The organism is Pedobacter sp. Leaf176, from assembly GCF_001424305.1.
In the GTDB taxonomy this organism is placed as follows: Bacteria; Bacteroidota; Bacteroidia; order Sphingobacteriales; family Sphingobacteriaceae; genus Pedobacter.
The window spans coordinates 193647-218991 of sequence record NZ_LMPD01000001.1 but is presented as its reverse complement, the minus strand read 5'-3'; the positions used below and the strand labels follow the sequence as shown (position 1 = coordinate 218991).

Here is a 25345-nt window from a genome sequence, read left to right as displayed (position 1 = left end):
ATTTAATCTTCGTTTCCGTCAGTTCGAAAGAAGTGAAGCGGAATGAGAAATCTTTGCCAATTAGATTCCACCTAGTGAAAAACTCAGTCGAAATGACGGGTAATCAAAAATTCTAATTTCAAATAATCATGAAAACAATAAAATTATTCAGCATTATTATGCTCTTCTTCGCCGTTCAGGCATCGGCTCAACAAATTTCAACCGCCGATTTACAGGTGACAGGTTTAACTTGTTCAATGTGTTCAAATGCCACACAAAAATCATTAGAAACTTTAGGTTTTATCAACTCTGTCAAACCCGATTTAAATAAAAACATCTTCGTTTTAACTTTCAAAAAAGGTGCTGATGTCAGCCTGGATATGCTACGTAAAAAAGTTCAGGATGCCGGTTTTTCTGTAGGCGGCCTAACCGCAGATTTTAATTTTAACCAGGTTAAGGTTGATGATAAAGGTCAGGCAATTATTGATGGCAATGTTTATCGGTTTTTAAATGCCAAAAACAAAACTCTGAATGGAACGGTAAAAGCGTCGGTTGTAGACAAAAATTTTATTTCAGGTTCTGCTTTTAAAAAGCAATCAACTACAGTAAATTCTGATGCTTACGCAAACGGAACTGCTGTCGTAAACGGAAAGAAAACCCGTGTTTATCACTTAGTTCTTTCTTAAATGAGAAAAATTTGCTCAATGGTGCTGATTTTCATCGGTGCCTGCAACATGGCGTTCAGTCAGGAATTGTATGTTTTTACCGAACCCGCAAGCAACATGCCCACTAAATCAATTGGTGTGCGCATCACGAACGAAGGCATGTTTAACAATCCCGGTTTCGTGAGTAGAACCATCCCGGAAGTCATGTTTGGTTTCAATAAAAACTTGATGATGCATGCTCAAGCTTTTTTATCTGATATGGATGGAAAATATCGCGTGGAGGGCGGAAGTTTATATGCAAAATACCGCTTTTTATCGTTGGACGACGCACAAAGCCACTTCAGAGCTGCCGCTTTCGGTAGGGTAAGCACAAGCAAGCGATCTATTTACACAAGAGATATTAATCTGGAGGGCGACAATAGTGGCCTGCAAGGTGGTTTAATTTTTACCCAGCTTTTGCATAAGCTTGCTTTGTCGGCAACACTGGGTTATGCGCATGCTTTTAAGGATACGGATAAAAATATGGCCGGCATGCCGGGAGCTAACAATATGCTTTCCTACAGTTTATCCTCTGGTTATTTGGTTTTGCCTGCAGTTTATAAAAATTATAAGGATCCAAATTTCAACATATATTTCGAAATGTTGGGCAAAACCGACCCGGGTTCGGGCGAATCTTACTTAGATTTAGCGCCAGCTATTCAGGTAATTTTGAATAGTACAACCAGAATAGATTTGGGTTACCGCTTTCAGGCAACAGGAAGTATGGCTAATAGATATACCAAAAACATGTATCTGCTAAGAGCAGAATTTAACTTTTTTAATGCTTTAAAATAGAGTCGATATGAAACCTGCCTAAGCAGTAAAGTTTAATCTTACCGATACAAGCTTCAATAAAAATTAAAAAAATAAAACGATGAAAAAAATTATGATAATATTGGCGATAATCGCCATAGCGACAACAAAATTGACTTTTGCACAAACTAAAACAGATGCCGCTTTCAACCAGTTATTAAGGGCATACTACGATGTAAAAAATGCTCTGGCTACCGATAAAAAAGACTTGGCGGCAGAAACAGCAAAAGCGTTATCAATTAAAGTTGATGCCATTCCTCACAAAAATTTGCCCGCTGCTCAACACACAATTTGGATGGAACAGGCAAAAACTATCAAAGCGAAAGCCACTGAATTGGTTGGCGCAAAAGACATCAAAGCACAAAGAAAATCTTTCGAAGGCATTTCTTATGCGATGATTAAAACGGTACGAAAAATCAAATTTAACGATGCAACAGTTTATGTTCAGCATTGCCCAATGGCGAAAGCTAGCTGGTTAAACGAAAAAGAAAATATTGAAAACCCATATTATGGTAGCATGATGTTCGATTGCGGCGATGTTTCGGAAACCATAAAATCAAAATAATGAACCTCCATATCAAAAATATGGTCTGCAACCGTTGCAAAATGGTGGTTAAAGCCGAACTCGAAAAGCTTGGTTTTAACCCTATTTCGGTTGAGTTAGGAGAAGTTTCATTTGCACAAAATATTTCTGCCGACGATAAGAAGAAAATAGCCGAAAAGCTAATTCATTTTGGTTTTGAGTTACTTGAGGACAAGAAAACTCAAATCGCTGAACAGATTAAAACGATAATTATTAATCTTGTTCATTACACTAAAGAACCCTTAAAAGTTAATTTATCATCCTATTTAAGCGAGCAACTCAGGATGGAATATGCTCAGCTCAGCGCGATTTTTTCGGAAGCCGAGCATCAAAACATTGAGAAATATTTCATTGCTCAAAAAGTTGAAAAGGCTAAGGAAATGCTCACGTATGGTGAGCTCACTTTGAGTGAAATCGCTTATCAACTTAATTATAGCAGTGTTGCTCATTTATCCGCCCAGTTTAAAAAGGTTACAGGTTTAACGCCATCTGCATATAAAAACCAGGAATTAGATAAACGAAAAACGCTGGATGAGATTTGAATTTGCGAACTCCATCAGTTTTTGAACTGACGGTAAGGAACAGCAAATCGCCAACAGAATAAAATTATATTTCGCATAGAAATCATCCTATTGCCGTTGACTTAAGTCCGCGGATAACAATAAAGAATAATTGGCTTTTTCCCAATTCTACTTTCTTAACATACATCAAGTTAGTAAATTAAATGTTAGCCTACTTTTGTTTAAATAAAAAAGACAAAGGTTATGAAAAAATTATTCTTATTTCTGATAGCTGCAACAATCAGCTTAGCATCTTTCGCACAAACCAGCTGGAAAATCGACCCGATGCACTCCTTCGTTAACTTTTCAGTTAAGCACATGGGCATTTCTTTCGTTGATGGTTCATTTAAAAAATTCGAGGGTAAAGTTACCGCTGCAAAACCAGATTTAACTGATGCAAAAATTAGTTTTACAGTTGATGTCAATAGCATTACAACTGGGGTCGACATGAGAGATGGCCATTTAAAAACTGATGACTTTTTCAATGCAGCAACTTATCCAACCATGAAGTTTGAAAGCACCTCTTTCAAAAAATTAAGCGGCAACAATTATGAATTAGCTGGTAAATTAACCATCCGGGACGTAACTAAAGATGTAAAATTTGCAGTAATTTATGGTGGAACTGCAAAGGACCAACAAGGAAACACGAAGGCTGGTTTCGGTGCAACGACGAACATTAACCGTATAGATTATAACATAAAATATGACCCTACCGGCGCTGGTGTTGCCAAAGATGTTACCATTAAACTCAACCTTGAATTTGTTCAGTCAAAATAATCTCCAATGCCGTCATTTCGAGCGAAGCAACGCGGAATCGAGAAATCTTTCATATAAATTTCAAAGATATCTCCACTTTAGTCGAAATGACGATTTTACTCACAACCCTTACCATGCCAACATTATCTCAATTCAGAAGTTTTACTCAGCGTTTACCACAAACCGATTTAATGCCAACCATTTTCATTGGTCACGGCTCGCCGATGAATGGTATCGAAAATAACGAGTTTAGCCAGAGCTGGGCCGATTTGGCAAAAAATATTCCCGTTCCTAAAGCTGTACTGGTAGTTTCGGCGCACTGGTACACACATGGAACTTTTGTTACGGCCATGGATTTCCCATCAACCATTCACGATTTCGGTGGCTTTCCCCAAGCGCTTTTTGATGTTCAATATCCTGCACCTGGCGATTCAAAGCTGGCAGCAGAAATTCCGGATTTGGTAAACACCACAAGTGTGGGTTTAGATCACGATTGGGGTTTAGATCATGGCACCTGGACTGTTGTAAAACACATGTATCCCAACGCCAATATACCTGTTCTTCAACTAAGCATTGATTATACCAAATCTCCCGGGCAACATTACGAAATTGCTCAGGAAATCTATGCGCTTCGAAAGAAAGGCGTACTGGTTCTGGGTAGTGGAAACATGGTTCACAACCTTCGAATGTTAAGTTGGGAAATGATTAACGGTGGCGGTTATGACTGGGCGAATGAGATGAACGGTAAATTCAAAAACCTCATCGCTAACGGCGACCATAAGCCTTTGATCGATTACCGAAATTTAGGTTCCGCCGCGATGCTGGCCATCCCAACGCCCGAGCACTACCTGCCCTTGATTTATACTTTAGGTATGAAGCAAGATAGCGAGGAAGTTTCTTTCTTTAACGATAAAGCAGTTGGTGGCTCGTTGACGATGACGTCTGTTTTGGTGGGCTAAAAGTGTAGGGTTAGAGAAACGAATCAAAAAAACTTGTTTTAGCTGTTTTAAACGGAGCTTAAACCTTAATTTTCTTAACTCTTTAAAGGTCACAAGCCTATTTTGAAAATTACCATAAAGGAATTAAGGGCGTTAAGAAAAGCCTATATTTTACAATCCGTTATGGTGGGCTAGTATTTAGGCTTAGGGAGAAACGAATCACCAAAAACTTGTATTTAGCTTATTTAAATGAAGCTTGAACCTTAATTTTCTTAATTCTTTAATGGTCATTAAGAAAAGTTATACAGCATATTAGTAACATAAAATTCTATAACATTTTATGATTATTCTATAACGGTTCTCGTCGCACCAAAAGGTAAATTTGTATAAATTTTTGATTTATGACACATACCTATCAACTTACCGGCATGACCTGTGGTGGTTGCGAAAATAAAGTAAAAAGTAATCTTTTGGTTTTACCAGATGTAACATCTGTTGAGGTCTCAAAAGACACAAATTCTGCCACGATTACGATGGATAAACACATTGGCTTATCTACCTTGCAGCAGGCTTTAGGCGGTGCTGAAAGTAAATACCAAATCGCAGCCACTGCACATAGTGAAGTTCTCGAAGAAACAAAATCCTGGGCAGCAACTTACAAACCAATTTTATTAATCTTCGGTTATGTTTTCGCAATTTCATTAGTGGTTTCTTGGCAAAATGGTGCTTTAAATTTGATGACTTTCATGCGGATTTTTATGGCAGGATTTTTCCTGACTTTCTCTTTTTTTAAGATGTTAAATCTGAGCGCCTTCGCGGAAAGTTATGCGATGTATGATATTGTTGCGAAGAAATTTTCTGGCTGGGGATATATTTATGCTTTTATCGAACTTGGATTAGGTTTAAGTTTTGCGCTAAATGTTTCACCGCTTACGGTAAACTGGATTACATTAATTGTAATGGTCGTGAGTATATTAGGCGTATTAGAAAGCGTATTGAACAAGAAAAAGATTCAGTGCGCTTGCCTTGGTGCGGTCTTTAATTTACCCATGAGCACCGTTACCATTGTTGAGGATGCGATTATGATTGCGATGAGCGCGGCAATGCTTGTGCTGATGTAGAATTACGTTTCACTTTGAGTATTCCGCTAAAGATAAGATATGGCTAGCTTTTCGGAATGGTATTCGTAATGTGTGCCAAATGATGTTTCCCATGCCATGCGTACATGCCTAACATATTTGCCAAAGTGAGTTCTTGATCCTGTGCGGGATGGATGTATTTGCGCTGATAATCTTCAATTTTTAATGTTTTTAGGAAGGCAACCCAGCGCTGATGCAAACCCGTTAAAAGTGAAATAGACATTTCGATATTACCATTTTTCGCCTCTTCAGTTTCTGCCCAGCGTTCTTCATAATATGGTCTGATGATCGGGATATCTTCAGTCATCGCTTGTTTAAAACGAATGTAAGCGTTCAGGTGACTATCAGGTATATGATGAATAACTTGTTTTAATGACCAGCCTTCAGGCCGATAGGTTTGATTTAATTGTAAATCGCTGAGGTTTTCCGTTGCCTTTTTAATCTCCGCAGGCAAAGTTTCAATTTCTGAAATCCAGATCATCGCTTGTTGCTCATTGAACAATTCGGGCATAATAAATTGGCCAATTGGGTATTTTAGTTGTTCTAAATCCATGGAAGCAAATTAGGAATTTTACAAAAATTATAATAAAATATATGTTTAATAAGTGATTTTTTCTTCAGTTAGAATCTTAAGTTTATTAGTCATAACTTATATTTAAATTTAATTAAAATCAACCCATTTCATTAAAGATTCATTCCTTTAAAGCATATTGCATTAATCTTAAATTTCACCAATGAAAAAATTGCTTTTCGTTTTAGCTTTCCTGATTCCGCTGATTATTCATGCTCAAACCATTAAAACAGATGTGCTCATTTTAGGTAACGCAAATGCTGCTTTTGCGGCCGGCGTACAAGCATCCGAATCGGGTGTAAATGCCATCATTTTAACACAAGGTGATGGTTTTAAATTGAGTGATTTTAAAATTCTACCTCAAAGCGGCATTATAAAAACATTCGAAAGGAAAGCAAGAAAATCTTTAAAACTTACTGATAGTGTTCCCTTGCCTGAAATGACCAACCAAATTGTAAATGCGGTTATTAAAAACTGGTCTGACAGTTCTAAACTTCTTAATGTAATTAACAATACAAATTATTACGAAATTAAACGTTCCGGAAGTGGCTGGGAAGCAAAATTGACCAAAGAAAAAAGCATTAAAGCAAAGGTTTTAATTGTAACTGGTAACATTGAAAAAGTTGTACCCGTATTAAAAAATGGAAATTTAAAACCAGCCGAAAAAAAAACTATACATTATACAGACAACCTATATCGCACTACAATTGCAGGTATAAACGGAACATCGAACTACCTTTCGCTTTACAATTTGCTTATCCCAAACCAGGAGAACATTTTGTACGTCAAAGCTGATAATTTAGAAATTGGACAAGCAGCGGGCGCAACCGCAGCATATACCGCATTCTTCAAAACCAAAACCAGTTTATCAAACTTAAAAAGAATACAAGGCGAATTGTTGAGTTATAAGCTACCGCTTATGCCTTTTGAGGATGTCAAAATAGCAGATTCAAATTGGCTCGCGATGCAAAAAATCGGAATCACTGGAATTTTGAAAGCGGATATCAGAAGCGGAAAAATTTATTTCAATCCTGAAAAGGGAGTTACTTCCGATGAAATTAAACAGCCAATAAAAGATTATTACTACAAAGCACAAATCTGGTTTGACGACCACCAAAATAGTCCAATCAGTTTAGAAAGCACGATCTCTATGGTTTGTTACGTGGGTAACAAAGCCATTGACGCAACGAAATCTGAAATCGAAAAAAAATGGACGAAGAACTATAAATTTTCGTCGAAATACGATTTGAAAAAGGTTTTAACCCGAAGAGAATTTTCAGTAATAATCAACGACTATTTAAAGCCTTTTGATGATGTGAATGTGGATAAAACCGGGCGAGTTATAAGATAATTTGCCAAAGAAGCATATAAGACACAGATAATTTAAACCAAATTTTATATAAATCTGTGTTTCTGGGGCAACTTATTATGTGGCATCTGTGGTTGGTAAACCTAAGCGTTGTAACATTTCCATTTCCTTGCAAGTTTAGTTCCTACATTTTATAAATTGCAGCATCCAAACCAAAATTCATGAAAAAATATTTACTGTTCTTCTTGCTTTGCACGGGCGAATACACTTTTTCCCAACAAATTGCACCATTGACCATCGAAAAAATAATGCGGGACCCAAAATGGATGGGAAACTCGCCGACAAACTTCCGCTGGACTGCAGACAGCAAAACATTATACTTCAATTGGAATCCTGAAAACAAACCGAAAGAAGAACTGTATAAAATTTCAGCTTCATCACCACTGAAACCTGTAAAAGCTGTTGATAAGGAGGATGAAAAATTATTGAGTTTAAACTATATTTATAACAAAGATAAATCGTTGGGCATCGTAGAGAAGAGCGGCGATATCTATCTTCAAAATTTTAAAACGAAGAAAGAAACCAGGTTAACCAATACCATGGAAAGGGAAAGCAACCCTGTTTTTTTAACCAACGGAGCCATCGTTTATCAACTGGGCGATAACCTTTTTCAGTTAGATTTAAAAACCGCCGAAACCAAGCAGATAACAAACTTTGTTAAAGGAAAAGCAACAGGAAGAACAGCAGGAAAACCAGCTACTGAACAAGATAGTTGGCTAAAAACACAGCAAATAGAGTTATTTGATATCATTAAAAAAAGAAATGCAGAAACTCGCGGTAGTGGCGCCCGCGGCGGAAGAGGACGTTTTGGCACACCATCTGCTGATACCAAATCTTTAAAACCGCTTTATACTGACGAGCGGTTTTTAAATGGCGTAGTGATTAGTCCTGACGGGCGTTTTGTAACTTACAAACTAACTGCGCCCGCAACGAACAACCATAACACCATTGTCCCAAATTATGTAACTGCGTCGGGTTATACCGAGGATATTCCAGGCAGAACCAAAGTTGGTGAAAGCGAGAATGTATCTCAAGGTTTCATTTATTATACTCAAAAAGATTCTGTTTATGCCATACAAACATCTACCATTACAGGCATAAAGGATATTCCTGATTTTTATAAAGATTACCCTAAGGAACTTGATACATTAAAAAAGAAAAATGCCGATAGATTGGTAAATTTCTTTGGTCCGCTGTGGAATGAGAATGGTAATGCCGGAATCATAGTCGCAACCTCTGCCGATAATAAAGACCGGTGGATATTAAAGTTAGACGCTGCAACAGGCAAACTCAACTTGATTGACCGCCAGCATGATGAGGCCTGGATTGGTGGTCCCGGCATTAGCGGGTTTTTCCAGGGAAGTACCGGTTGGATTGATAACAATCGCTTTTACTATCAAAGTGAGGCAACTGGATATTCGCATTTATATGTTGCAAACGTTTCAACAAGCGATAAAAAGCAACTGACTTCGGGCAAATGGGAAATCCAATCTGTTCAACTTTCGAACGATAAAAGCACCTTTTATTTTAAAGCAAATAAAGAACATCCAGGCATTACGAATTTCTTTAAAATTGGTGTGGATGGTGGGAAGCCTGTGCAAATTACCACGATGAAAGGCTTAAACGATATTACACTTTCGCCCGATGAAAAGTATCTTGCTATTAATTATTCTTACATGAATAAACCAGGGGAATTATACATTCAACCCAATAGAGCTGGTGCAAAAGCTATAAAAGTGACCGAATCTACGACGAAAGAATTCAATTCTTATAAATGGCGTGAGCCGGATATGGTTTCATTCAAAAATCGTCACGGTGATGATGTATACGCAAGGGTTTATAAATCCGATAACCCGCATCCAAACAGGCCTGCGGTGGTTTTTGTTCATGGTGCAGGCTACTTACAAAACGTACATTTCGGCTGGAGTACCTATTTCCGTGAGTTTATGTTTAACAATTTGTTAGCTGACAATGGCTACACAGTAATTGATATTGATTACACCGGAAGCTCCGGCTATGGCCGCGACCATAGAACAGGAATTTACCGACACATGGGTGGAAAAGATTTAACTGACCAGGTTGATGGAGTTAAATTTTTGGTTGAGAAGTACGGCGTTAACCCTAAACATGTTGGTTTGTATGGCGGCTCCTATGGTGGTTTTATCACTTTAATGGCCATGTTTAATGAGTCGGATGTTTTTGCCAGCGGCGCTGCATTGCGCTCAGTTACAGATTGGGCACATTACAACCATGGTTATACTTCTAATATTTTAAACGAACCGTTTAACGACCCTATCGCTTATAAACAAAGCTCGCCTATTTACTTTGCGGATAAGTTAAAAGGAAATTTACTTATGGCTCATGGAATGGTTGATGTTAATGTTCACTTCCAGGACATCGTTCGAATTACGCAACGCTTTATTGAACTTGGAAAAGATAATTGGGAATTAGCCGTATATCCGGTTGAAGACCACGGTTTCATTGAGCCAAGCAGCTGGACGGATGAATATAAAAGGATATTCAAATTGTATGAAAATACTTTGAAAAAGTAGCCCTTTCTATTGTTAGGTCGTCATTGCGAAGAGGCTTTTTCAGCCGAGAAAGCAATCTTACAACGATCGCTACCAGCGAAGGCCTTAAGATTGCTTCGTGCCTAGCAATGACGAACTTTTTATATCAAGCATTTGCGGCCTGTAAACAGATGTTTCGTAGCTAAGCATGACAACAATAGAAATAGAATGCCGCTATATTATAGCTTACAAATATAGTTTTCATCTATATCCCTATCAATAAATACAATTAACAATTAGTGAAACAGGGTTGATTGACACCTGTATTAGCCTTACCTTTGCAGTATAAAATTAAAACACAAAAAATTATGGCAATAGTAGGTAAAAAATTTCCAAGTGTTAGTATCGACGCAATGTCAGACATGGGTGATGATTTGAAAATAAATGTATTTGAAGAGGCTGTAAACAAAAATAGCAAAGTGTTATTATTCTGGTATCCAAAAGATTTCACTTTCGTTTGCCCTACCGAGTTACATGCTTTCCAAGCGGCTTTACCTGAGTTTGAACAAAGAAATACAATTGTAATTGGTGCATCTTGCGACACTAACGAAGTTCACTTCGCATGGTTAAATACACCTAAAGACAATGGTGGAATTGAAGGTGTTACTTACCCGATTTTAGCGGATACACACAGACAATTATCTGGAATTTTAGATATTCTAGATCAGGAAGTAAATTACGATGAAGAAGGCAATGAGTCTTTCTCTGGATCGAACGTTACTTTCAGAGCGACTTATTTAATCGACGAAACAGGTAAAGTTTTCCACGAAAGTGTTAACGATATGCCATTAGGCAGAAACGTTAAAGAATATTTACGTTTGATTGATGCTTATACTCATGTTCAAAAACATGGCGAAGTTTGCCCTGCAAACTGGGAAGAGGGAAAAGAAGCAATGAACGCAAACAGAACGGGCGTTGCTGAATATTTAGCTGCTAACTAATTAAACGAAACGTTATGTTTTTAGAATTAACAGAAGATAATCTTCAACAGTATTTAGCTGAGAATTCAAAAGTTATGGTTCAGTACGCTGCATCCTGGTGCGGTAACTGCAGAATCATGAAACCAAAGTTTAAAAAACTGGCTACTGAAAATGAAGATGTGGCTTTCTTAATTGTTGATGCCGAAAAACTTCCGAATTCACGCAAATTTGCAAACGTTGATAATTTACCAACTTTTGCAGCTTTTGAAGGTGGCAATTTGGTAGACCAGGTTCAAACCAATAAAGCAGAGGGTTTAATTGAATTATTTAACAAGATAAAATAATGAAGATTCCGGTTATAAGACAGTTATTTCAAAACACCACCCCCGCTCAATTAGAGACAACTCTGGAGGTTCTTGAGGCTTTCTGTGAGTTCAGGGGCGTTAATGAACACGAAGTTGATGTTGCTGGTGAAATGATAACCAACATCTGTGGTGCGCTTGAAGTACACCAGATGGTAAGCGAAGGTGCCGCTGAGAAAGATGCGCTTAACGCTTTCGGTCAGAAAGTAATGGGTTCGATTGACAGGTAATTTCTTTAATCAGGCTCGTTAAAAAACAAAAAACCCTTTGCGTTTCCGCAAGGGTTTTTTGTTTTTTGGGGGTCGCGCGAACTAAGTAGGAATGTGGTTTGTTTAAGATTATTTAGGCCAAATTCCTGCCTGCATTTACAATACCAAAAACCGTTCTCACAGCTAATTTTTCTAATGCCGTCTGGTCTTGCGCGTTCTGGTTGTGCTGTAGTTTTTCTAAAGCAAAATGTTGGATTAAAACCAGCGGTAAAATAATTTTTTCGCGTGTTGCAATGGACTTTTTGTCTACCGGATAATTAGCCATTAATGTTTCTTGTCCGGATAGTTTTAAAAGCATGGATTTTGTCAATTGGTATTCATCATGGAGCTGAGTCCAGAAAGCACCAAACTCTTTGTCGTTAGCTAAATGGGCTGTAATTACAAAATCTGACTTGCTCATACTCATCATACAATTATCAACAATGGTTTTCAGGTAATCAGAATCCTGATACACTTTAACTACGTTATCCCAGTTACCCAATTTTTCCTGATTCTTCATTGCAGTTCCCATGCCATAAAAACCAGGGACATTCTGCTTTAACATACTCCAGGCTGTCACGAAACTAATTGCCCTTAAATCCTCTAGCTTCATTTCACCGCCGCCATTTCGTTTTACCGGACGGCTGCTTATATTGGCCTGGGAAAGTAATTTTAAAGGGGAAAGCTTTTCAAGGTAGCTCACAAAAAGAGGATGCTCACGCAAATCGACAAAAGCTCTGTAGGCATCTTCAGCCATGTCGTCAAGCAATGATTTATTTTGAGGGTCTAATAACACATTGTGTTTTTCCTTTAACCCGGATGAAATGCCTGCATTAATTAACTGCTCAATGTTAAATTCGGCACTTTCTATCGAACCATATTGCGAGCTAATGGTTTGTCCCTGAATGGTTAATTGAATGTTTTTATTAGCGATTTCTTTACCCATTGAAGCATAAAAACGGTGTGTTTTACCTCCACCCCGAGCTGGAGGGCCACCGCGGCCATCGAAAAAGGCCAATTGAATATTGTGTTTTTTAGAGATCTCAGATAGTGTTGTTTTACCATTGAAGATAGACCAGTTGGCCATTAAATATCCACCATCTTTAGTACTGTCAGAATAGCCAAGCATAATGTCTTGTTTATTTCCTCGTGTTGCCAGATGGGCCTTATAAAACGGATTACTGTACAGCGTATCCATAATTGCCGCAGCACCTTTCAAATCATTAACAGTTTCGAAAAGTGGCACAAAATCAATGGTTAAATTATCCTTACTCCAGCCGTTCCAGAGAAAGAGTTCAATAAGTTGAAGGATATCGCTTGCTTGCTGGCAATTGCTAATGATGAACCTATGACAAGCCTTTTCACCATTGCGCTTTTGAATGCCTTTAATTTCTTTGATGGTCTGAATGGTATCTTCAACCAGGGCATCTGCATTTGTTGCATACACAGGTGTTGCTTCCTTAAATGAAATCAATTTCAACTTTTCCGCTTCTGGTAATCTGTCATAACCTTCAGGATATAGCGAAGAAATTGGTTTGTTCTGACGACAATAGGCATGTACATTTCTCAGCACCCGGCTGTCCTGCCGGATATCCAGTGAAGCAAAATAGTTTCCATATAAGTCGATCTTACGAATCAAATCATTTACCAGGCCAACAAACAAACCATCATGTTCTTTCAATAAGATTTCTTTGATTTTATTAAGATTAGCCCTCAGTTCATCAGAGATATCGTTCAATTCACAGGTCTGATCGAACGCATTTTTATATAAGACATCGTGTAGATAGGCAAGGTGCTCTTCAACGCCCCTGAAGGTAATGCGGCGCTTTATCACCCGAAAATCCCGGTAATAGCAACGGAAAAGAATTTGACGCAACATCTTTGAAACTTCCAAAGTCGTATCCGCATGAATATTCGGGTTTCCGTCCCTATCACCTCCGGGCCAAAAGCCCAGTTCTAAAATTTTCTTTGTTTCCAGATTGTATTCGTCCAGTTCCTGGTCGATTTCCTGCTGTATATTTGCCGCTGCGAAATAGAACGTGTTTTCTAAAAACCAAGCTAAATTTAAAGCCTCATCTACAGGTGTAGGCGATTTTTTATTGAAAAAAGGCGTTTTACCCAACTGTTGCAATAGAGAATTCATCGAAGTGATGTCATTAGCCCTTATCGCGCTGGTTAAATCAGTGATGATGGCCAAAACACTACCAGGATAAAATTGGGTGGGATGCGCGGTTAGCACCAGCCGCAAAGAAAGTTCATCAATAAGTTTCTCAATTTTCGCTAACACCGGTTTATTATCAGCATTCTTTTTCAGGATAAATGCCAACGTACTTTGCTCATCTGTGGTATTTAACTTTGCAAATGAAGCATCTTCAACTGCATCAAAAAGCACAACCTGACGCTCTATATACTGGATAAAACGAAAAAGCAAATCAATAATATCCTTGCGCTCCTTATAGCTTGTATACTTTGCAAAAAATGCTTCGACAATCTGCGCTGGTTTTTGCCCGTTTGCAATCCCATCTTCACAGCTTTTAAAAAATAGAGGCAATAATGTACCTGTATCTTTAATTTTGTAAAATGGGAGTGTTAAAAATAAGCTGTTAAAAAGGTCGAATTTGGCAATTACCTCATTGTTGAAAATAGATTCCCGCTGTGTTGTCAAACTAAGTTTAGGCATGGCTTAAGCAATATTTTTGTATACGGTAATACTACAAAAAATGCGTTAGGTATTAAAATTCCAAGCCTTACAATTTGGATAATTGCAGAATAAATTTTAATTTTAAAATCTTATTTGGCTATCTGATGGTCAGGTAAGAACATTAGCAATGTTTAAGGGCATTGCATTGATTGTTAATTTTTTGGGTTAAAACAGCCGATGTAATAAAATACACCGGCTGTTTTTATTTAGCCTCACTCAAATCCGAGTTGTAATGTGGCTTAGCTCCCATAAATTGTCCAATACAGGTTAAAAACAACTACCCTTCAAATCATCCTTCTGTAGATGGAGGTAAAGGTGCAATTTAGGTCCAACCATAAACTTTAACAGGAAAGGCTCTTAATGCGCATCAGTTACAATGTTTGCATTCTTCTTAAATTTTTGAAGATACAACAAGGGTATAGAGAACAACATAATCAATCCGGCAACCCAATAAGCGTCGTTATAAGTTAGCAACATGGTTTGTTTGATTACACTTCCTTCTATAGCTTTCATCGCCATAAGTTTTGCATCAAGAAAAGAAGAACCTTTAGCCATGAAGCCTGAAGTTAATGCATTTAATTTCTGTACAAAGGCGGGGTTATATTCATTGATGTTAGCGAGCAAACTGCTTCTGTGAAAACCTGAACGAAGATGGATTAGTGTTGTTAGTGCCGCAATCCCGAAAGAGCCCCCTAATTGCCTGCTCATATTATTCAAGCCCGAACCCTGCCCAATCTCAGGTCCTGATAAATCTTGCATCGCTAAAGTTGTTAATGGTACAAATAGTAATGCCATACCAAATCCTCGGATAACAAGAGGCCAGAAGAAATCTCCTGTTCCTGAGGCTAAAGTAGAATTACTCAACATCCAACAGAATACAAAAAACAAAAACATCCCCCCTGTAGCCATAAATTGAGCCGGAACGCCCTTTTTAAGCATAATACCAATGAAGGGCATCATTGCAATTGTACAGATACCACCGGCGATAAAAAGTTTTCCAGTTTGTAAGGGTGTAAATCCTAATAAATTCTGTGCAAAAACAGGGAATACGAATACAGAACCATAAAGTCCGAAACCTAAAACAAAGGAGGTAAACATACCGATGGAAAAACTTCTTTTCTTCATAATCCGAAGATTTACAATCGGATATTCAGTACTCGTTTCACGCCAGATGAACAATAATAAACCAAAAACGGACGCCACAGCTAACGCAGTAATATATGGTGTAGAAAACCAGTCTTCACTTTCTCCTTTTTCCAATACCGTTTGTAAACTACCAACTGCGATTGCCAATAATGCAATACCCCACCAATCAACTGGCTTTCCTTTTCCATCTTTCGGTGTTTCCCGAATAAAAGTGTAGGTACAATAGGCAGCGAGTATCCCGACGGGAATATTTACGTAAAAAATCCAGGGCCAATCTGCGATTTCCAAAATGTAACCACCAATTGTTGGTCCAACAGTAGGACCAACAACTGCACCCAAACCAAATAAAGCGGTCGCAATACCCACATCTTCCCTTGGCCAGGTTTCGATTAAAATAGCCTGCGCCGTAGAAATCAATCCGCCACCGGCTACACCTTGTAATATCCTGAAAAGAATCAGTTCGTTTAAAGATGTTGCGTTGCCGCATAAAAATGAAACGAGTGTAAAAACGATAATTGAGGTTAAGAAATAATTTTTACGCCCGAAACGACTGCCTAACCATCCCGACATTGGCAGGATGATTACGTTTGCAACAGCATAACCCGTAGATAACCAGGCGATATCCTCGAGGGTAGCACCCAGGTTTCCCTGTATTTGAGGGATTGCCACATTTACAATGGTTGTATCGATCAGTTCCAATAAAGAAGCCGTGATAACCGTAAACGTGATGATCCACTTTTTTAAACCTACTTCGGCCATTTTAAATATTAATTAGTAGAAACCGAAGCCTTAACACTCATTCCTGGGCGTAACTTAGCTAACAATTCTTTTGATGGATGAATTTTAATTTTTACAGGAACACGTTGAACAACCTTAACGAAGTTACCTGTGGCATTATCAGGCGGCAACAATGAGCCTTTAGCACCGGTAATCGGTGAGAAGTTATACACCTCTCCCTGAATTTTTTCTTCCGGATAAGCGTCTACTTCGATCTCTACTTTAGAGCCTGTTTTAATTTTCTCTAACTGAGTTTCTTTAAAGTTTGCCGTTACATAAATGCTTCCATCGTTAACAACAGAAAATAAAGATTGACCGGCCTGAACCAATTGTCCTTTTTGAACATTCTTTTTAGAAACTATACCCGATGCAGGCGCCTTAATATCAGTATATGATAATTGAAGTTTTGCGAAATCAATATCGCTTTGACGCTGACTGATTACATTGCTGCTCACAGCTAATTGCGATTGAGTGGTACCAACCTGTTTAACCGCAGCGTTGTATTGGTCAACCGCCGCCTGATAGGCTGCTTGTGCCGATTCTTGTGTTGCTTTTGCCTGGTCGAAAGCTTGCTGCGTAATTGACCCGTCTTTTATAAGGTTTGCATAACGCGCATAATCTTTATTGGCCAGGTTTAATTTAACTCTTGCTGCTGCAACGTTTGCCCTTGCCGTACTTGTATTTGCTTCGGTGGCTACAATTTGCGATCGAGCGACACCAACACCAGCACTGGCACCTCTTTGCCCTGATTGAGCCTGTTCTAACTTAACTTTATAGTCATTGTCATCAAGCTTAACTAAAATCTGGCCTTCAGTTACATGTGTATTTTCTTCAAAATTGATATCCTTAACATAACCACCAACACGAGCAACAACAGGGCTGATATCTCCATCAATTTGCGCATCATCCGTATCAACGTGCTTGCTGTAATAATTCCACTCTGTGATACCAAAAACGATACCTATTACTAGTAAAACACCTAAAATGATGGGCACTACTATATTCTTTTTTTTCTTCTCAGTTGTCATTGCTGTATTTATTGCGTTATTTTTCCTGTTGATTTTAGTAATGTATAGTAAGCTAAACCCGCATCGGCTTTAGCGATTTCTAAGTTTATTTTTGCCTGATATAATAGTGTTTCTGCATCGATTCTATCGGTAACAGATGCAACGTTATTCTTGTATTTCGATGCTAATAATTTATCGTTTTCCGTAGCCTGAGCAATGGACGTTTCCAAAACCTGAATCTTGTTCATCGCCACCTGATAATTTTGAAAGTTTTTATTGATATCAGTTTTAACATTATCAGATAAAATGTCTTTCTGAATTGTGATTTCGCTTTGCTGGACTTTAGCCTCGCTCACTTTGTTTCGGTTTGTCCAAAGACTTGCGATATTCCAGCTCACCGTTGCACCTAATGTTACTGGCATTAAATATTGGTTTGCAGGCGGAATAAAATTACCACTTGGATTAATGTAGTATAAATTCGCGCCAACACCTACGGTCGGTAAAGTATTTGCTTTAATGGATTTGATGTTATAATCGGCAACTTTGTTTTGCACATCAAGTTGTTTCAGTTCCTGGCGGTTAACCATTGCCTGCGAAATATAATCACCTAAGGAACCCGCGGCTTTTAAATCTGCATTCGGGTCAATTATTTTAACTTCAGTATCTTCAGGTAAACCTAAAAGGATATCAAGGTTATAGTTAATTACTTTACGGTTGCTTTCTATATCCATTTGGGTAAGCGTAACATTTGCTTGCTGCAATTGGAATCGCAATACATCATTCTTAGTAACAATCCCTTGTTCGAAGAAACGTTGAGCCTGTTTAATTTGACCCGCGATAGACTCTAAATTCTGATCAACAACTTTCCTGCTTTGTTCAACTTTATATAAGTTATAATAAGTACTGATAACTGCATAAGTGATTTCCTCTTTACTTTTATCAGCATCTAAACGTGCTACATCGGCCAGCAATTTGGTCGATTCTTTTGCATACTTCAATTTGCCACCGCCGTAAACCAATTCCTGAACTGCTGCTGTGCCAACAAAAGCATCAGCTCTTTTAGGTAATTGTAAGGAAGAGCCTCCGCCAGGCAGCGTAAAAGTGGTTGTGGGAATTTCAGCATGGTTGTAAATGAAACTTGCGCTAGCCGTAGGCAGCGCGTTGTCTTTAACCACTTCAAGCTGAGCAACGGCCTGATCTATCTTATTTTGGGAGAGTTTTAAGTTTTTACTATTGGCTATGCCAAGTTCAATTGCCTGGTTGATATTTAATTCCTTTGTGCTTTGTGCAAGCATGACCGCCGGAATTAATGATGCCACAAGCATTAATCTAATCGATTTGGGTATCATCTTTTTGTTGTTAAATAAACTGTTACAAGGTTTTGTAAATGGGCGATGGCTCGTTCTTTAATAAGTTTGTTTTCTTTGGGGTTGTTTAAGTCGATAGTTGTTCCCTGAGCAATTTTATGCGGTGCGATAACAACATTTGTTAATGTGCCCATGATGGTTGAAATAACCATTCTTACATCTACGTTGTTAAAGCTACCATCCTCAATTCCATCTATGATTATCCGATCAAGAAGCAACATGTTTTGATTCATTGCATTCTTAATTTTATCATACATTTCTGGCCTTTGGGTGAGCGAAAGTTCTCTATGCATCATTTTATGAAATGCGATGTTCGAAAATATTCTGTTTGCATATCCCTGAATCACTTTGTGCAGTTTTTCAAGGGATGAAATTTTATCTTCGTTAATAATTTTCAGTTGAGATGCGAATCCTGCAATCCGATTATTCATAATCTCAATAAAAACCCCTTCTTTCGACCCGAAATAATAATTAATCATTGCCATGTTTGCACCAGACTCCTTTGCAATCTGGCGGGTTGACGTGCCTTCGTAACCTGTTTCGCAAAACAACTTTTCAGCAGCCTCAAGTATGGCTTGTTTTTTATCTAGCTTTTCTGTTTTCATTTCTTATGCCGCAAAATTAATCAAACGATTGATTAACTTCCAAATGTTTTCCGCTATCTTTTACATTTCCTTGATAAAACAGTAATTTAGGTTTAAAATCTTCCTTTCAAAATGAGAAAAATCAGTACGTTCGTGATTTCATCAATTCTGGTGTTGACCTATTCTTTCAAAAAAACCGATAAAGAAATTCAGCAAAGCTGGATAAGAATTAACTTGCTCGGGTACACGCCTGCCTCAATTAAAGTCGCAGTTTGGGGAACTAAAACAGATGAAATCCCCTCTTATTTTGAAATTATCGAAAAAGGTACAGACCGATTGGTTTATAAATCTTCAGATGTAGAATCTTTTGGCGCTTATGGACCATTTAATAAAACAGCCCGATTAAATTTTTCCGGTTTTAAACTTAAAGGAAGATTTTATATAAAGGCAAACGGGGTTTTATCACCATTGTTTTTAATTAATGATACGGTTTACAAAGGGGCTGCCGATTTTTGTCTCCGTTATATGCGCCAGCAAAGAAGTGGTTTTAATCCATTTTTAAAGGATAGCTGCCATACACGCGATGGTTATGTTCTTTATGGTTCAGAAGCTGGAATAAAAGACAGCACGTACTTCAATGCATCGGGCGGGTGGCACGACGCGAGCGATTATCTGCAGTATTCAACAACATCGGCAAACGCAACCTATCATTTGTTAATGGCCTACCGGGATTTTCCTTCAGTTTTTCGAGATAAAAAACAAGCAAATGGTTTAGATGGTAAAAACGGTAAGGCCGATATATTAGATGAAGCGAAGTGGGGGTTAGATTGGCTGCTGAAAATGCACCCTAAGAAGAATATAATGTTTAATCAACTTGCTGATGATCGTGACCACATCACCATGCGTATTCCCAAAGAAGACAGTCAGTATGGAAAAGGTTTTGAGCGACCGCTATATTTTATTACAGGAATGCCGCAGCAAAGGGGAAAGTTTTTAAACACAACCACTGGCACAAGTTCAACCGCAGCAAAATTTAGTGGTGCATTTAGTTTAGGATCGGAGATTTTTAAACATCAGGATGATAATTATTCTGCATTATTGGCTGAAAAAGCCAAAAGTGCCTATCATTTTGCTCTAAAAAAGCCCGGCGTAACGCAAACGGCTTCGGTAAGATCACCATATATTTATGCAGAAGAAAACTGGGTTGATGATATGGAACTGGCTTCGGCAGTATTGAATTACGGAAAAAAGAAAGTGCGCCGAAAAGCTTTATCAAATGCACTTGCTTATGCTGAAAGTGAAAAAATTACGCCCTGGATGCAAAAGGACACCGCCGCTCACTACCAATATTATCCGTTTATAAATATTGGCCATAACGAATTATCAAAACAATTAATCGGTAATGACAAGGCGAAAATTACTGGTTACTACAAACAAGGAATCGAACTGGTTTGGAATAGGGCTAAAGAAAATGCATTTTACCGGGGCATTCCTTTTATTTGGTGTAGCAATAATTTAACGGTATCATTTGCCATTCAATGTAGTTGGTACGCCAATTTAAGTGGCGATGAAACCTTTAATGAGTTGGAACAGGCAAATTTTGACTGGCTTTTCGGTTGCAACCCTTGGGGAACCAGTATGGTTTATGGTTTGCCGGATTGGGAGGATACACCCACAGACCCTCACTCCGCTTTTATGCATTTAAAAAATTATCCAATCGATGGCGGCCTGGTGGATGGTCCGGTTTATACCAATATCTATCAAGGTCTTATTGGGATTACATTAGCAAATACCGACGAATACGCCGATTTCCAAAGTGCTTTGGCCGTTTATCATGATGACTATGGCGATTATAGCACTAACGAACCAACGATGGACGGAACGGCTTCATTAATATATTTGCTCGCAGCGAAGGAGGCCGCATCATCGCCAAAAAAGTCTTTACCTCCGGCGCCGGAGGTGAAACCAAAATTTTAGGAGCAACAGTTCGTGGCGATTCAACCAAAAAGAGAATTGCATTGGTTTTTACAGGTAATGAATTTGCAGATGGTGGAGAAGTTATCAGAGAAACATTGAGCAATAATGACATAAAAGCCTCATTCTTTTTTACAGGAAACTTCTATCGCAATCCGCGATTTAAATCGTTGATTAATAGCTTAAAAAAAGAAGGCCATTACCTCGGCCCACATTCTGACAAACATTTGCTATACTGTGATTGGAATAAGCGAGACAGTCTATTAATTACAAAAAGTGACTTTGAACAAGATTTGAAATCGAATTATAAGAATTATCCCGCTTTGGAATAACTAAAACCGATGCTCCTTTCTTCTTGCCGCCTTACGAATGGTACAACAAAACGATTGCGGACTGGACACAAGAGTTTGGTTTAGATTTGATAAATTTTACTTCAGGAACCCGATCGAATGCAGACTATACTTATCCTCAATTGGGTAAGAGCTATAAAACATCGGATGAAATTTTTAAATCTATTACTAATTACAATAAATCTAAACCGAATCGATTGAACGGATTCATTCTATTACTCCACATTGGAACCGACCCCCGCCGAACCGATAAATTCTATAAACTACTTCCTAAATTAATCAACTATTTGAAGCAGAATGGCTATGAATTAACTAAAATCGATAATTTATTAAATCATTAACCATTTATCACAAAACAAAATTAAAATAAATATTAACTTTGTCTCAAATAATCAAAAAAAATGAGTGTACAAGAAAACAGCAACAATAACTTCAACTGGCTTTATTATGCTTTAGGTCTATTTTTCGGTATGTTAACAGGAGCCGTAATTACACAGAGCTACATTTTCGCTTTATTAGGCGGTGTTTTAGGTTTGTTAACCGCAGGCTTATTTTTAAACGCTATTGTAAAAGGCAGGAAATATTAGTCTTTGTGTCTTAACACAACATTTAGATTTTGAACGAGCGCAAAATGTTTGACAATCGTGTCGGAATTATATACCCAATTTCTAATGAAAACAAAGTACGTAAAAATGAAAAATATCTTCATTGTTGTTTTCTTTCTCCTTTGCCTTGGTGCCAAAGCACAAGAGGCAACCGGTGGTGATGTAAAATTTGCGCCTGCGGACCCAAGTCCGGCAGATATTGTATATTTTCCTTTAAATGCAGCAAAGGTTAAAGCTGATGATGCAACCAGGTCGATTATAAAAGTGTTGTATTCTCGTCCGCAGAAAAAGGGAAGAACGATTTTTGGTGTACTAGAGCAATTTGGAAATGTTTGGCGTTTCGGCGCCAACGAGAGTACAGAAATTCAATTCTTTAAGAAAGTAACCATCAGCGGAAAGAAGATTAAACCAGGTACATATAGTTTGTTTGCAATCCCAAATAAAGATACCTGGACGATAATTGTGAATTCGCAAACCGATAGATGGGGTGCTTTTACTTATAACAAAACGAAAGACATCGTTCGTGTAAATGTTCCGGTTAAATCGCTGTCTAAACCAGTTGAATATTTTTCAATCACCTTTGCGCCATTAACAACGGGTGCAACACTAATCGCTGCCTGGGATAAAACACAAGTCGAATTGCCAATTGCTTTTTAAAGGCCTCATCTTATGAACGTTTTATGCTTAGGCAAATTGTGACATTCCCTCTCCCGAAGAGAGGGAAACAAAGGTTATGGTTTGAACCTATAGGTTTCACTCACTGCGCATTAGAACCCTCTCTTTTGGAGAGGGCGGCTACAAAACTGCTAAACTTCTGCCTTTCACAGGGAGAGGCTCCCTCCCATGTAAGGATCGGTAACTGTAATTTCACCGGTTTCGATTTTTCCTGCATAACGATGTTTAAAAATCTTATTACCCGTTTGGATGATACTGAAATCATACCAATGTGCACTTTTCAATAAGTTTAAATGCACATTAATTGTAGATTTTGGTTTCAAACTAACATTCTTCGTTGCCGCGTTGTATTTGTTATCTATGATTTGAATACTAAAAGGTGCTGTTCCTTTATTTTCAATTGTGAAAACCAGATTGCCGGTTAGTTTTTGAGTTACCAGGCCACCTTGTTCTGCTTTAGCTTTGATGCTAATTTGCGGATTCTTCTTACTGCCTGTGAAATGCCTGTAAAAACCATTCGGCCCGGTAATTCTGAAATCGTATACTTCATTATCAAAATCGTCAATATTGATTCTATCTGTTATCGTATCCCCGGCTTTTACCGCATAGGCCCAGACTTTTCCTTTAACGCCTTTAAAACTGGCGATGGTATTCATGTTAAAAGGTACGCCGACTGTTTCAGTTTCATTACCAAACGGTGTCTTCGCAGCGTTAAAAACAAGTTCTACCTCATTAAGCAGCAGGTTTGCATCAACATTTATTTGATAAGGCAAAGCACAAGCAGGCTTTGTTCCCTGTTCTTGTTTGGGTGCATGCGCTGAAGTCTTAGCGGAGAAAGATTCAAAATTATTAATCTTAGCAACATCATTTTTGTTCAAAGCAGTTGGACCAACCTGAGCGGGTTTGTTCTTTGCGTTACCAATATCCATTACGACAGTGTCTCGTTTTAATGCCTCTGGAGATTTTATTTCCTCACCACTATAGGGGCGAAATGCCGAGGTTAAATCCCCGCAAATGTTTCGCCTCCAGTCGCTGATGTTATCGCTCCTAATGCTTTTTCCTGTCTTTTTGCTCAACCATTTCTCCATAAACATTAATGAAGAGGTATGATCGAAAACTTGAGAATTTACAAATCCCCCTTTGCTCCATGGAGAAGCAATAACCATTGGGACACGGTACCCTAAACCTATCGGACTACCCTTTCTAACCTCGAAATCTGTCGCATAATTAATTCCGGCAGATACTTTTCCGCTCGATGCATCTTCAGGATTTGGCACCACAAATGGTGGTTGATGGTCGAAATAACCATCGTTTTCATCATACGTTAAAACAAAAATTGTTTTCTTCCAAACTTCAGGATTTTTGGTCAAAATATCCAAAGCCTCGCTAACATACCAGGTACCATAAAGCGGCGAACTGGTATGATCAGAAAATCGTTGCGGCGCTACAAGCCATGAAACAGTAGGCAATTTTCCGCTATCAACGTCTTTTCTAAACTGATGAAAAATATCGCCCTTAGGAATGTTTATGGTCTCGGATTTTCCTTCATCATTGGTAAATGTAAAAGGCGCTAATTCCAGGTAATCCTTTTCGCTAATATTTGTTTGGAACGCCTTGTCTATCAGATTTTTTTCCCGTTGCGAAAGTTTATCATATTTTGCCTGAACTTCAGCAGCGGTTAAAGCGGGTTTTACAGTATTATCTCCATTTTTTCTGAAATAAGCAGACAATTTTACATTGTGCCGCTTTACATACTCAACAGGATTATCGCCATAATTCCCTAACCAATCATCTATTTCGCCCTCCGGAAGTTTTGATGTCCAAAGTTCATTCTGATAGATCCGCCAATCGATCCCGTTATCCTCTAAAATTTCCTGGAAGGTTGGCCAATCTACAAAAACATTATTCTGCGATTCAGCCTGGTCATTATTAACAACGGCGACTTTATTAAGGCTTTTCTCTCCGCGTACTGTTCCCGTAAAAAAGAATAACCTATTTGGGGTTGTCCCGGTTAAGGAGGAACAAAAATGCTGATCGCAAATTGTAAATGCGTCAGCTAAAGCATAATAAAATGGTACGTCATTTCTATCATAATAGGATAATGTCATAGCCGATTTCACCGGAAACCATTTATCATACCTGCCGCCATTCCTGGCTGCAACCTGATCGTTCCAGGAATGGGGTAGCCCACCCTGCCAGGTAATTCTGGTTTTGTTAATGTCTACATGAAATGGCACATAGGTATAGCCCTGGCCATCTTTTTGCAGCCAAACTTTATTGCCATCGGGTTGAATGTGGGGATGTGGATCATTAAATCCCCGAACACCCTTCATTTTACCAAACATATGATCAAACGACCGGTTTTCCTGCATTAGAAAAACAATATGCTCTGCGTCCTGAAAAGTGCTGCCAGGCTCGGCTTTTATAGACAAGGCCTTTAAAACCGAACTGGGCAAGGCATTCGCCATACCTGTAGCGCTAGTGAACAATGCCGCCTTTCTTAAAAATTCTCTACGTGAGTCCATGAATCATACATATAGATTAAATAGTTAGAATTAGGAACAGTGGCAAATAGCATTCAACAGTTATCAGATAAAGATTAACCGCTTAGTCGCAATAAAACAATTGAGCATCTATTTCACCGCTT

Annotated in this window: 24 protein-coding genes; 17 read left to right on the top strand and 7 right to left on the bottom strand. The window is 38.3% G+C overall.

Going from position 1 to position 25345, the window contains the following annotated elements:
* Positions 1-128: 128 nt before the first annotated feature.
* The 7 genes from ASF92_RS00950 (at position 129) to ASF92_RS00920 (ending at position 5454) form a co-directional block, all read left to right on the top strand.
* Positions 129-665, top strand: a complete 537-nt coding sequence (locus ASF92_RS00950) for a heavy-metal-associated domain-containing protein (RefSeq protein WP_056086499.1) — start codon at positions 129-131, stop codon at positions 663-665.
* Positions 666-1478 (top strand): hypothetical protein, encoded by an 813-nt coding sequence (locus ASF92_RS00945; RefSeq protein WP_157263663.1) that lies wholly within the window; start codon positions 666-668, stop codon positions 1476-1478.
* Positions 1479-1557: 79 nt separating this feature from the next.
* A complete protein-coding gene (locus tag ASF92_RS00940) occupies positions 1558-2061 on the top strand; it encodes a DUF3347 domain-containing protein (protein ID WP_056086493.1) in 504 nt (167 codons plus the stop codon).
* Entirely contained in the window at positions 2061-2621 is a 561-nt protein-coding gene (locus tag ASF92_RS00935; protein ID WP_056086490.1) for an AraC family transcriptional regulator, read from the top strand. Before ASF92_RS00940 ends, ASF92_RS00935 begins: the two co-directional genes overlap by 1 nt.
* 222 nt (positions 2622-2843) lie before the next feature.
* Positions 2844-3416, top strand: coding sequence for a YceI family protein (locus tag ASF92_RS00930; protein ID WP_056086487.1), 573 nt, complete (start codon positions 2844-2846; stop codon positions 3414-3416).
* A 113-nt stretch (positions 3417-3529) separates the two neighbouring features.
* The gene (ygiD, locus tag ASF92_RS00925; protein ID WP_056086485.1) at positions 3530-4354 is read left to right on the top strand and encodes a 4,5-DOPA dioxygenase extradiol; all 825 of its coding nucleotides are present in this window, start codon (positions 3530-3532) and stop codon (positions 4352-4354) included.
* Between the two features lie 380 nt (positions 4355-4734).
* The gene (locus ASF92_RS00920) at positions 4735-5454 is read left to right on the top strand and encodes a heavy-metal-associated domain-containing protein (RefSeq protein ID WP_082489415.1); all 720 of its coding nucleotides are present in this window, start codon (positions 4735-4737) and stop codon (positions 5452-5454) included.
* Positions 5455-5497: 43 nt separating this feature from the next.
* Here ASF92_RS00920 and ASF92_RS00915 read toward each other — a convergent pair whose 3' ends face one another.
* On the bottom strand, positions 5498-6025 hold the full coding sequence (locus ASF92_RS00915) for a YfiT family bacillithiol transferase (RefSeq protein ID WP_056086480.1): 528 nt from the start codon (positions 6023-6025) through the stop codon (positions 5498-5500).
* Between the two features lie 181 nt (positions 6026-6206).
* On the opposite strand from ASF92_RS00915, the gene ASF92_RS00910 reads away from it, so the two are divergent.
* From ASF92_RS00910 to ASF92_RS00890, 5 genes are all read left to right on the top strand, one after another.
* The gene (locus tag ASF92_RS00910) at positions 6207-7394 is read left to right on the top strand and encodes a hypothetical protein (protein WP_056086479.1); all 1188 of its coding nucleotides are present in this window, start codon (positions 6207-6209) and stop codon (positions 7392-7394) included.
* Positions 7395-7573: 179 nt separating this feature from the next.
* Entirely contained in the window at positions 7574-9964 is a 2391-nt protein-coding gene (locus ASF92_RS00905; protein WP_056086476.1) for a prolyl oligopeptidase family serine peptidase, read from the top strand.
* 326 nt (positions 9965-10290) lie between these two features.
* Entirely contained in the window at positions 10291-10923 is a 633-nt protein-coding gene (locus tag ASF92_RS00900) for a peroxiredoxin (RefSeq protein WP_056086474.1), read from the top strand.
* A gap of 14 nt (positions 10924-10937) precedes the next feature.
* On the top strand, positions 10938-11246 hold the full coding sequence (locus ASF92_RS00895; protein WP_056086471.1) for a co-chaperone YbbN: 309 nt from the start codon (positions 10938-10940) through the stop codon (positions 11244-11246).
* Entirely contained in the window at positions 11246-11494 is a 249-nt protein-coding gene (locus ASF92_RS00890; protein WP_056086467.1) for a hypothetical protein, read from the top strand. Before ASF92_RS00895 ends, ASF92_RS00890 begins: the two co-directional genes overlap by 1 nt.
* A 112-nt stretch (positions 11495-11606) precedes the next feature.
* On the opposite strand, the gene ASF92_RS00885 is transcribed toward ASF92_RS00890, so the two are convergent.
* From ASF92_RS00885 to ASF92_RS00865, 5 genes are all read right to left on the bottom strand, one after another.
* Positions 11607-14192: a phosphoenolpyruvate carboxylase gene (locus ASF92_RS00885; protein WP_056086465.1), complete on the bottom strand. Its 2586-nt coding sequence runs from the start codon at positions 14190-14192 to the stop codon at positions 11607-11609.
* Positions 14193-14570: 378 nt separating this feature from the next.
* Complete coding sequence (locus ASF92_RS00880) at positions 14571-16118, bottom strand: DHA2 family efflux MFS transporter permease subunit (RefSeq protein ID WP_056086463.1); 1548 nt, start codon at positions 16116-16118, stop codon at positions 14571-14573.
* 8 nt (positions 16119-16126) lie between these two features.
* Complete coding sequence (locus ASF92_RS00875; protein ID WP_056086460.1) at positions 16127-17164, bottom strand: HlyD family secretion protein; 1038 nt, start codon at positions 17162-17164, stop codon at positions 16127-16129.
* Positions 17165-17172: 8 nt separating this feature from the next.
* Positions 17173-18492 (bottom strand): TolC family protein, encoded by a 1320-nt coding sequence (locus ASF92_RS00870; protein WP_056086456.1) that lies wholly within the window; start codon positions 18490-18492, stop codon positions 17173-17175.
* Complete coding sequence (locus tag ASF92_RS00865) at positions 18489-19115, bottom strand: TetR/AcrR family transcriptional regulator (RefSeq protein ID WP_056086453.1); 627 nt, start codon at positions 19113-19115, stop codon at positions 18489-18491. Before ASF92_RS00865 ends, ASF92_RS00870 begins: the two co-directional genes overlap by 4 nt.
* Positions 19116-19226: 111 nt before the next feature.
* Between ASF92_RS00865 and ASF92_RS00860 the strand changes: the two genes are divergently transcribed.
* The 5 genes from ASF92_RS00860 to ASF92_RS00845 all read left to right on the top strand — a co-directional run bounded on the left by ASF92_RS00860 (position 19227) and on the right by ASF92_RS00845 (position 22680).
* On the top strand, positions 19227-21071 hold the full coding sequence (locus ASF92_RS00860) for a glycoside hydrolase family 9 protein (protein WP_056086449.1): 1845 nt from the start codon (positions 19227-19229) through the stop codon (positions 21069-21071).
* A 41-nt stretch (positions 21072-21112) separates the two neighbouring features.
* Positions 21113-21400, top strand: a complete 288-nt coding sequence (locus tag ASF92_RS21320) for a polysaccharide deacetylase family protein (protein ID WP_231729715.1) — start codon at positions 21113-21115, stop codon at positions 21398-21400.
* Between the two features lie 23 nt (positions 21401-21423).
* Positions 21424-21759, top strand: coding sequence for a hypothetical protein (locus tag ASF92_RS21315; protein WP_231729714.1), 336 nt, complete (start codon positions 21424-21426; stop codon positions 21757-21759).
* Positions 21760-21819: 60 nt separating this feature from the next.
* Positions 21820-22005: a hypothetical protein gene (locus ASF92_RS00850; RefSeq protein WP_056086446.1), complete on the top strand. Its 186-nt coding sequence runs from the start codon at positions 21820-21822 to the stop codon at positions 22003-22005.
* Positions 22006-22089: 84 nt separating this feature from the next.
* On the top strand, positions 22090-22680 hold the full coding sequence (locus ASF92_RS00845; protein WP_231729713.1) for a DUF2911 domain-containing protein: 591 nt from the start codon (positions 22090-22092) through the stop codon (positions 22678-22680).
* Between the two features lie 164 nt (positions 22681-22844).
* Here the strand turns inward: ASF92_RS00845 and ASF92_RS00840 are convergent, their stop codons facing one another.
* Positions 22845-25223, bottom strand: a complete 2379-nt coding sequence (locus ASF92_RS00840) for a phosphocholine-specific phospholipase C (protein WP_056086443.1) — start codon at positions 25221-25223, stop codon at positions 22845-22847.
* Between the last annotated feature and the right edge of the window lie 122 nt (positions 25224-25345).

Coding starts and splice junctions, on each gene's coding strand:
- ASF92_RS00865 (WP_056086453.1), bottom strand. CDS start 19,115: ATGAAAACAGAAAAGCTAGATAAAAAACAAGCCATACTTGAGGCTGCT.
- ASF92_RS00840 (WP_056086443.1), bottom strand. CDS start 25,223: ATGGACTCACGTAGAGAATTTTTAAGAAAGGCGGCATTGTTCACTAGC.
- ASF92_RS00850 (WP_056086446.1), top strand. CDS start 21,820: ATGAGTGTACAAGAAAACAGCAACAATAACTTCAACTGGCTTTATTAT.
- ASF92_RS00875 (WP_056086460.1), bottom strand. CDS start 17,164: ATGACAACTGAGAAGAAAAAAAAGAATATAGTAGTGCCCATCATTTTA.
- ASF92_RS00900 (WP_056086474.1), top strand. CDS start 10,291: ATGGCAATAGTAGGTAAAAAATTTCCAAGTGTTAGTATCGACGCAATG.
- ASF92_RS00880 (WP_056086463.1), bottom strand. CDS start 16,118: ATGGCCGAAGTAGGTTTAAAAAAGTGGATCATCACGTTTACGGTTATC.
- ASF92_RS00935 (WP_056086490.1), top strand. CDS start 2,061: ATGAACCTCCATATCAAAAATATGGTCTGCAACCGTTGCAAAATGGTG.
- ASF92_RS00930 (WP_056086487.1), top strand. CDS start 2,844: ATGAAAAAATTATTCTTATTTCTGATAGCTGCAACAATCAGCTTAGCA.
- ASF92_RS00895 (WP_056086471.1), top strand. CDS start 10,938: ATGTTTTTAGAATTAACAGAAGATAATCTTCAACAGTATTTAGCTGAG.
- ASF92_RS00915 (WP_056086480.1), bottom strand. CDS start 6,025: ATGGATTTAGAACAACTAAAATACCCAATTGGCCAATTTATTATGCCC.
- ASF92_RS00910 (WP_056086479.1), top strand. CDS start 6,207: ATGAAAAAATTGCTTTTCGTTTTAGCTTTCCTGATTCCGCTGATTATT.
- ASF92_RS00890 (WP_056086467.1), top strand. CDS start 11,246: ATGAAGATTCCGGTTATAAGACAGTTATTTCAAAACACCACCCCCGCT.
- ASF92_RS00870 (WP_056086456.1), bottom strand. CDS start 18,492: ATGATACCCAAATCGATTAGATTAATGCTTGTGGCATCATTAATTCCG.
- ASF92_RS00845 (WP_231729713.1), top strand. CDS start 22,090: ATGAAAACAAAGTACGTAAAAATGAAAAATATCTTCATTGTTGTTTTC.
- ASF92_RS00940 (WP_056086493.1), top strand. CDS start 1,558: ATGAAAAAAATTATGATAATATTGGCGATAATCGCCATAGCGACAACA.
- ASF92_RS00860 (WP_056086449.1), top strand. CDS start 19,227: ATGAGAAAAATCAGTACGTTCGTGATTTCATCAATTCTGGTGTTGACC.
- ASF92_RS00950 (WP_056086499.1), top strand. CDS start 129: ATGAAAACAATAAAATTATTCAGCATTATTATGCTCTTCTTCGCCGTT.
- ygiD (WP_056086485.1), top strand. CDS start 3,530: ATGCCAACATTATCTCAATTCAGAAGTTTTACTCAGCGTTTACCACAA.
- ASF92_RS00905 (WP_056086476.1), top strand. CDS start 7,574: ATGAAAAAATATTTACTGTTCTTCTTGCTTTGCACGGGCGAATACACT.
- ASF92_RS00945 (WP_157263663.1), top strand. CDS start 666: ATGAGAAAAATTTGCTCAATGGTGCTGATTTTCATCGGTGCCTGCAAC.
- ASF92_RS00885 (WP_056086465.1), bottom strand. CDS start 14,192: ATGCCTAAACTTAGTTTGACAACACAGCGGGAATCTATTTTCAACAAT.
- ASF92_RS00920 (WP_082489415.1), top strand. CDS start 4,735: ATGACACATACCTATCAACTTACCGGCATGACCTGTGGTGGTTGCGAA.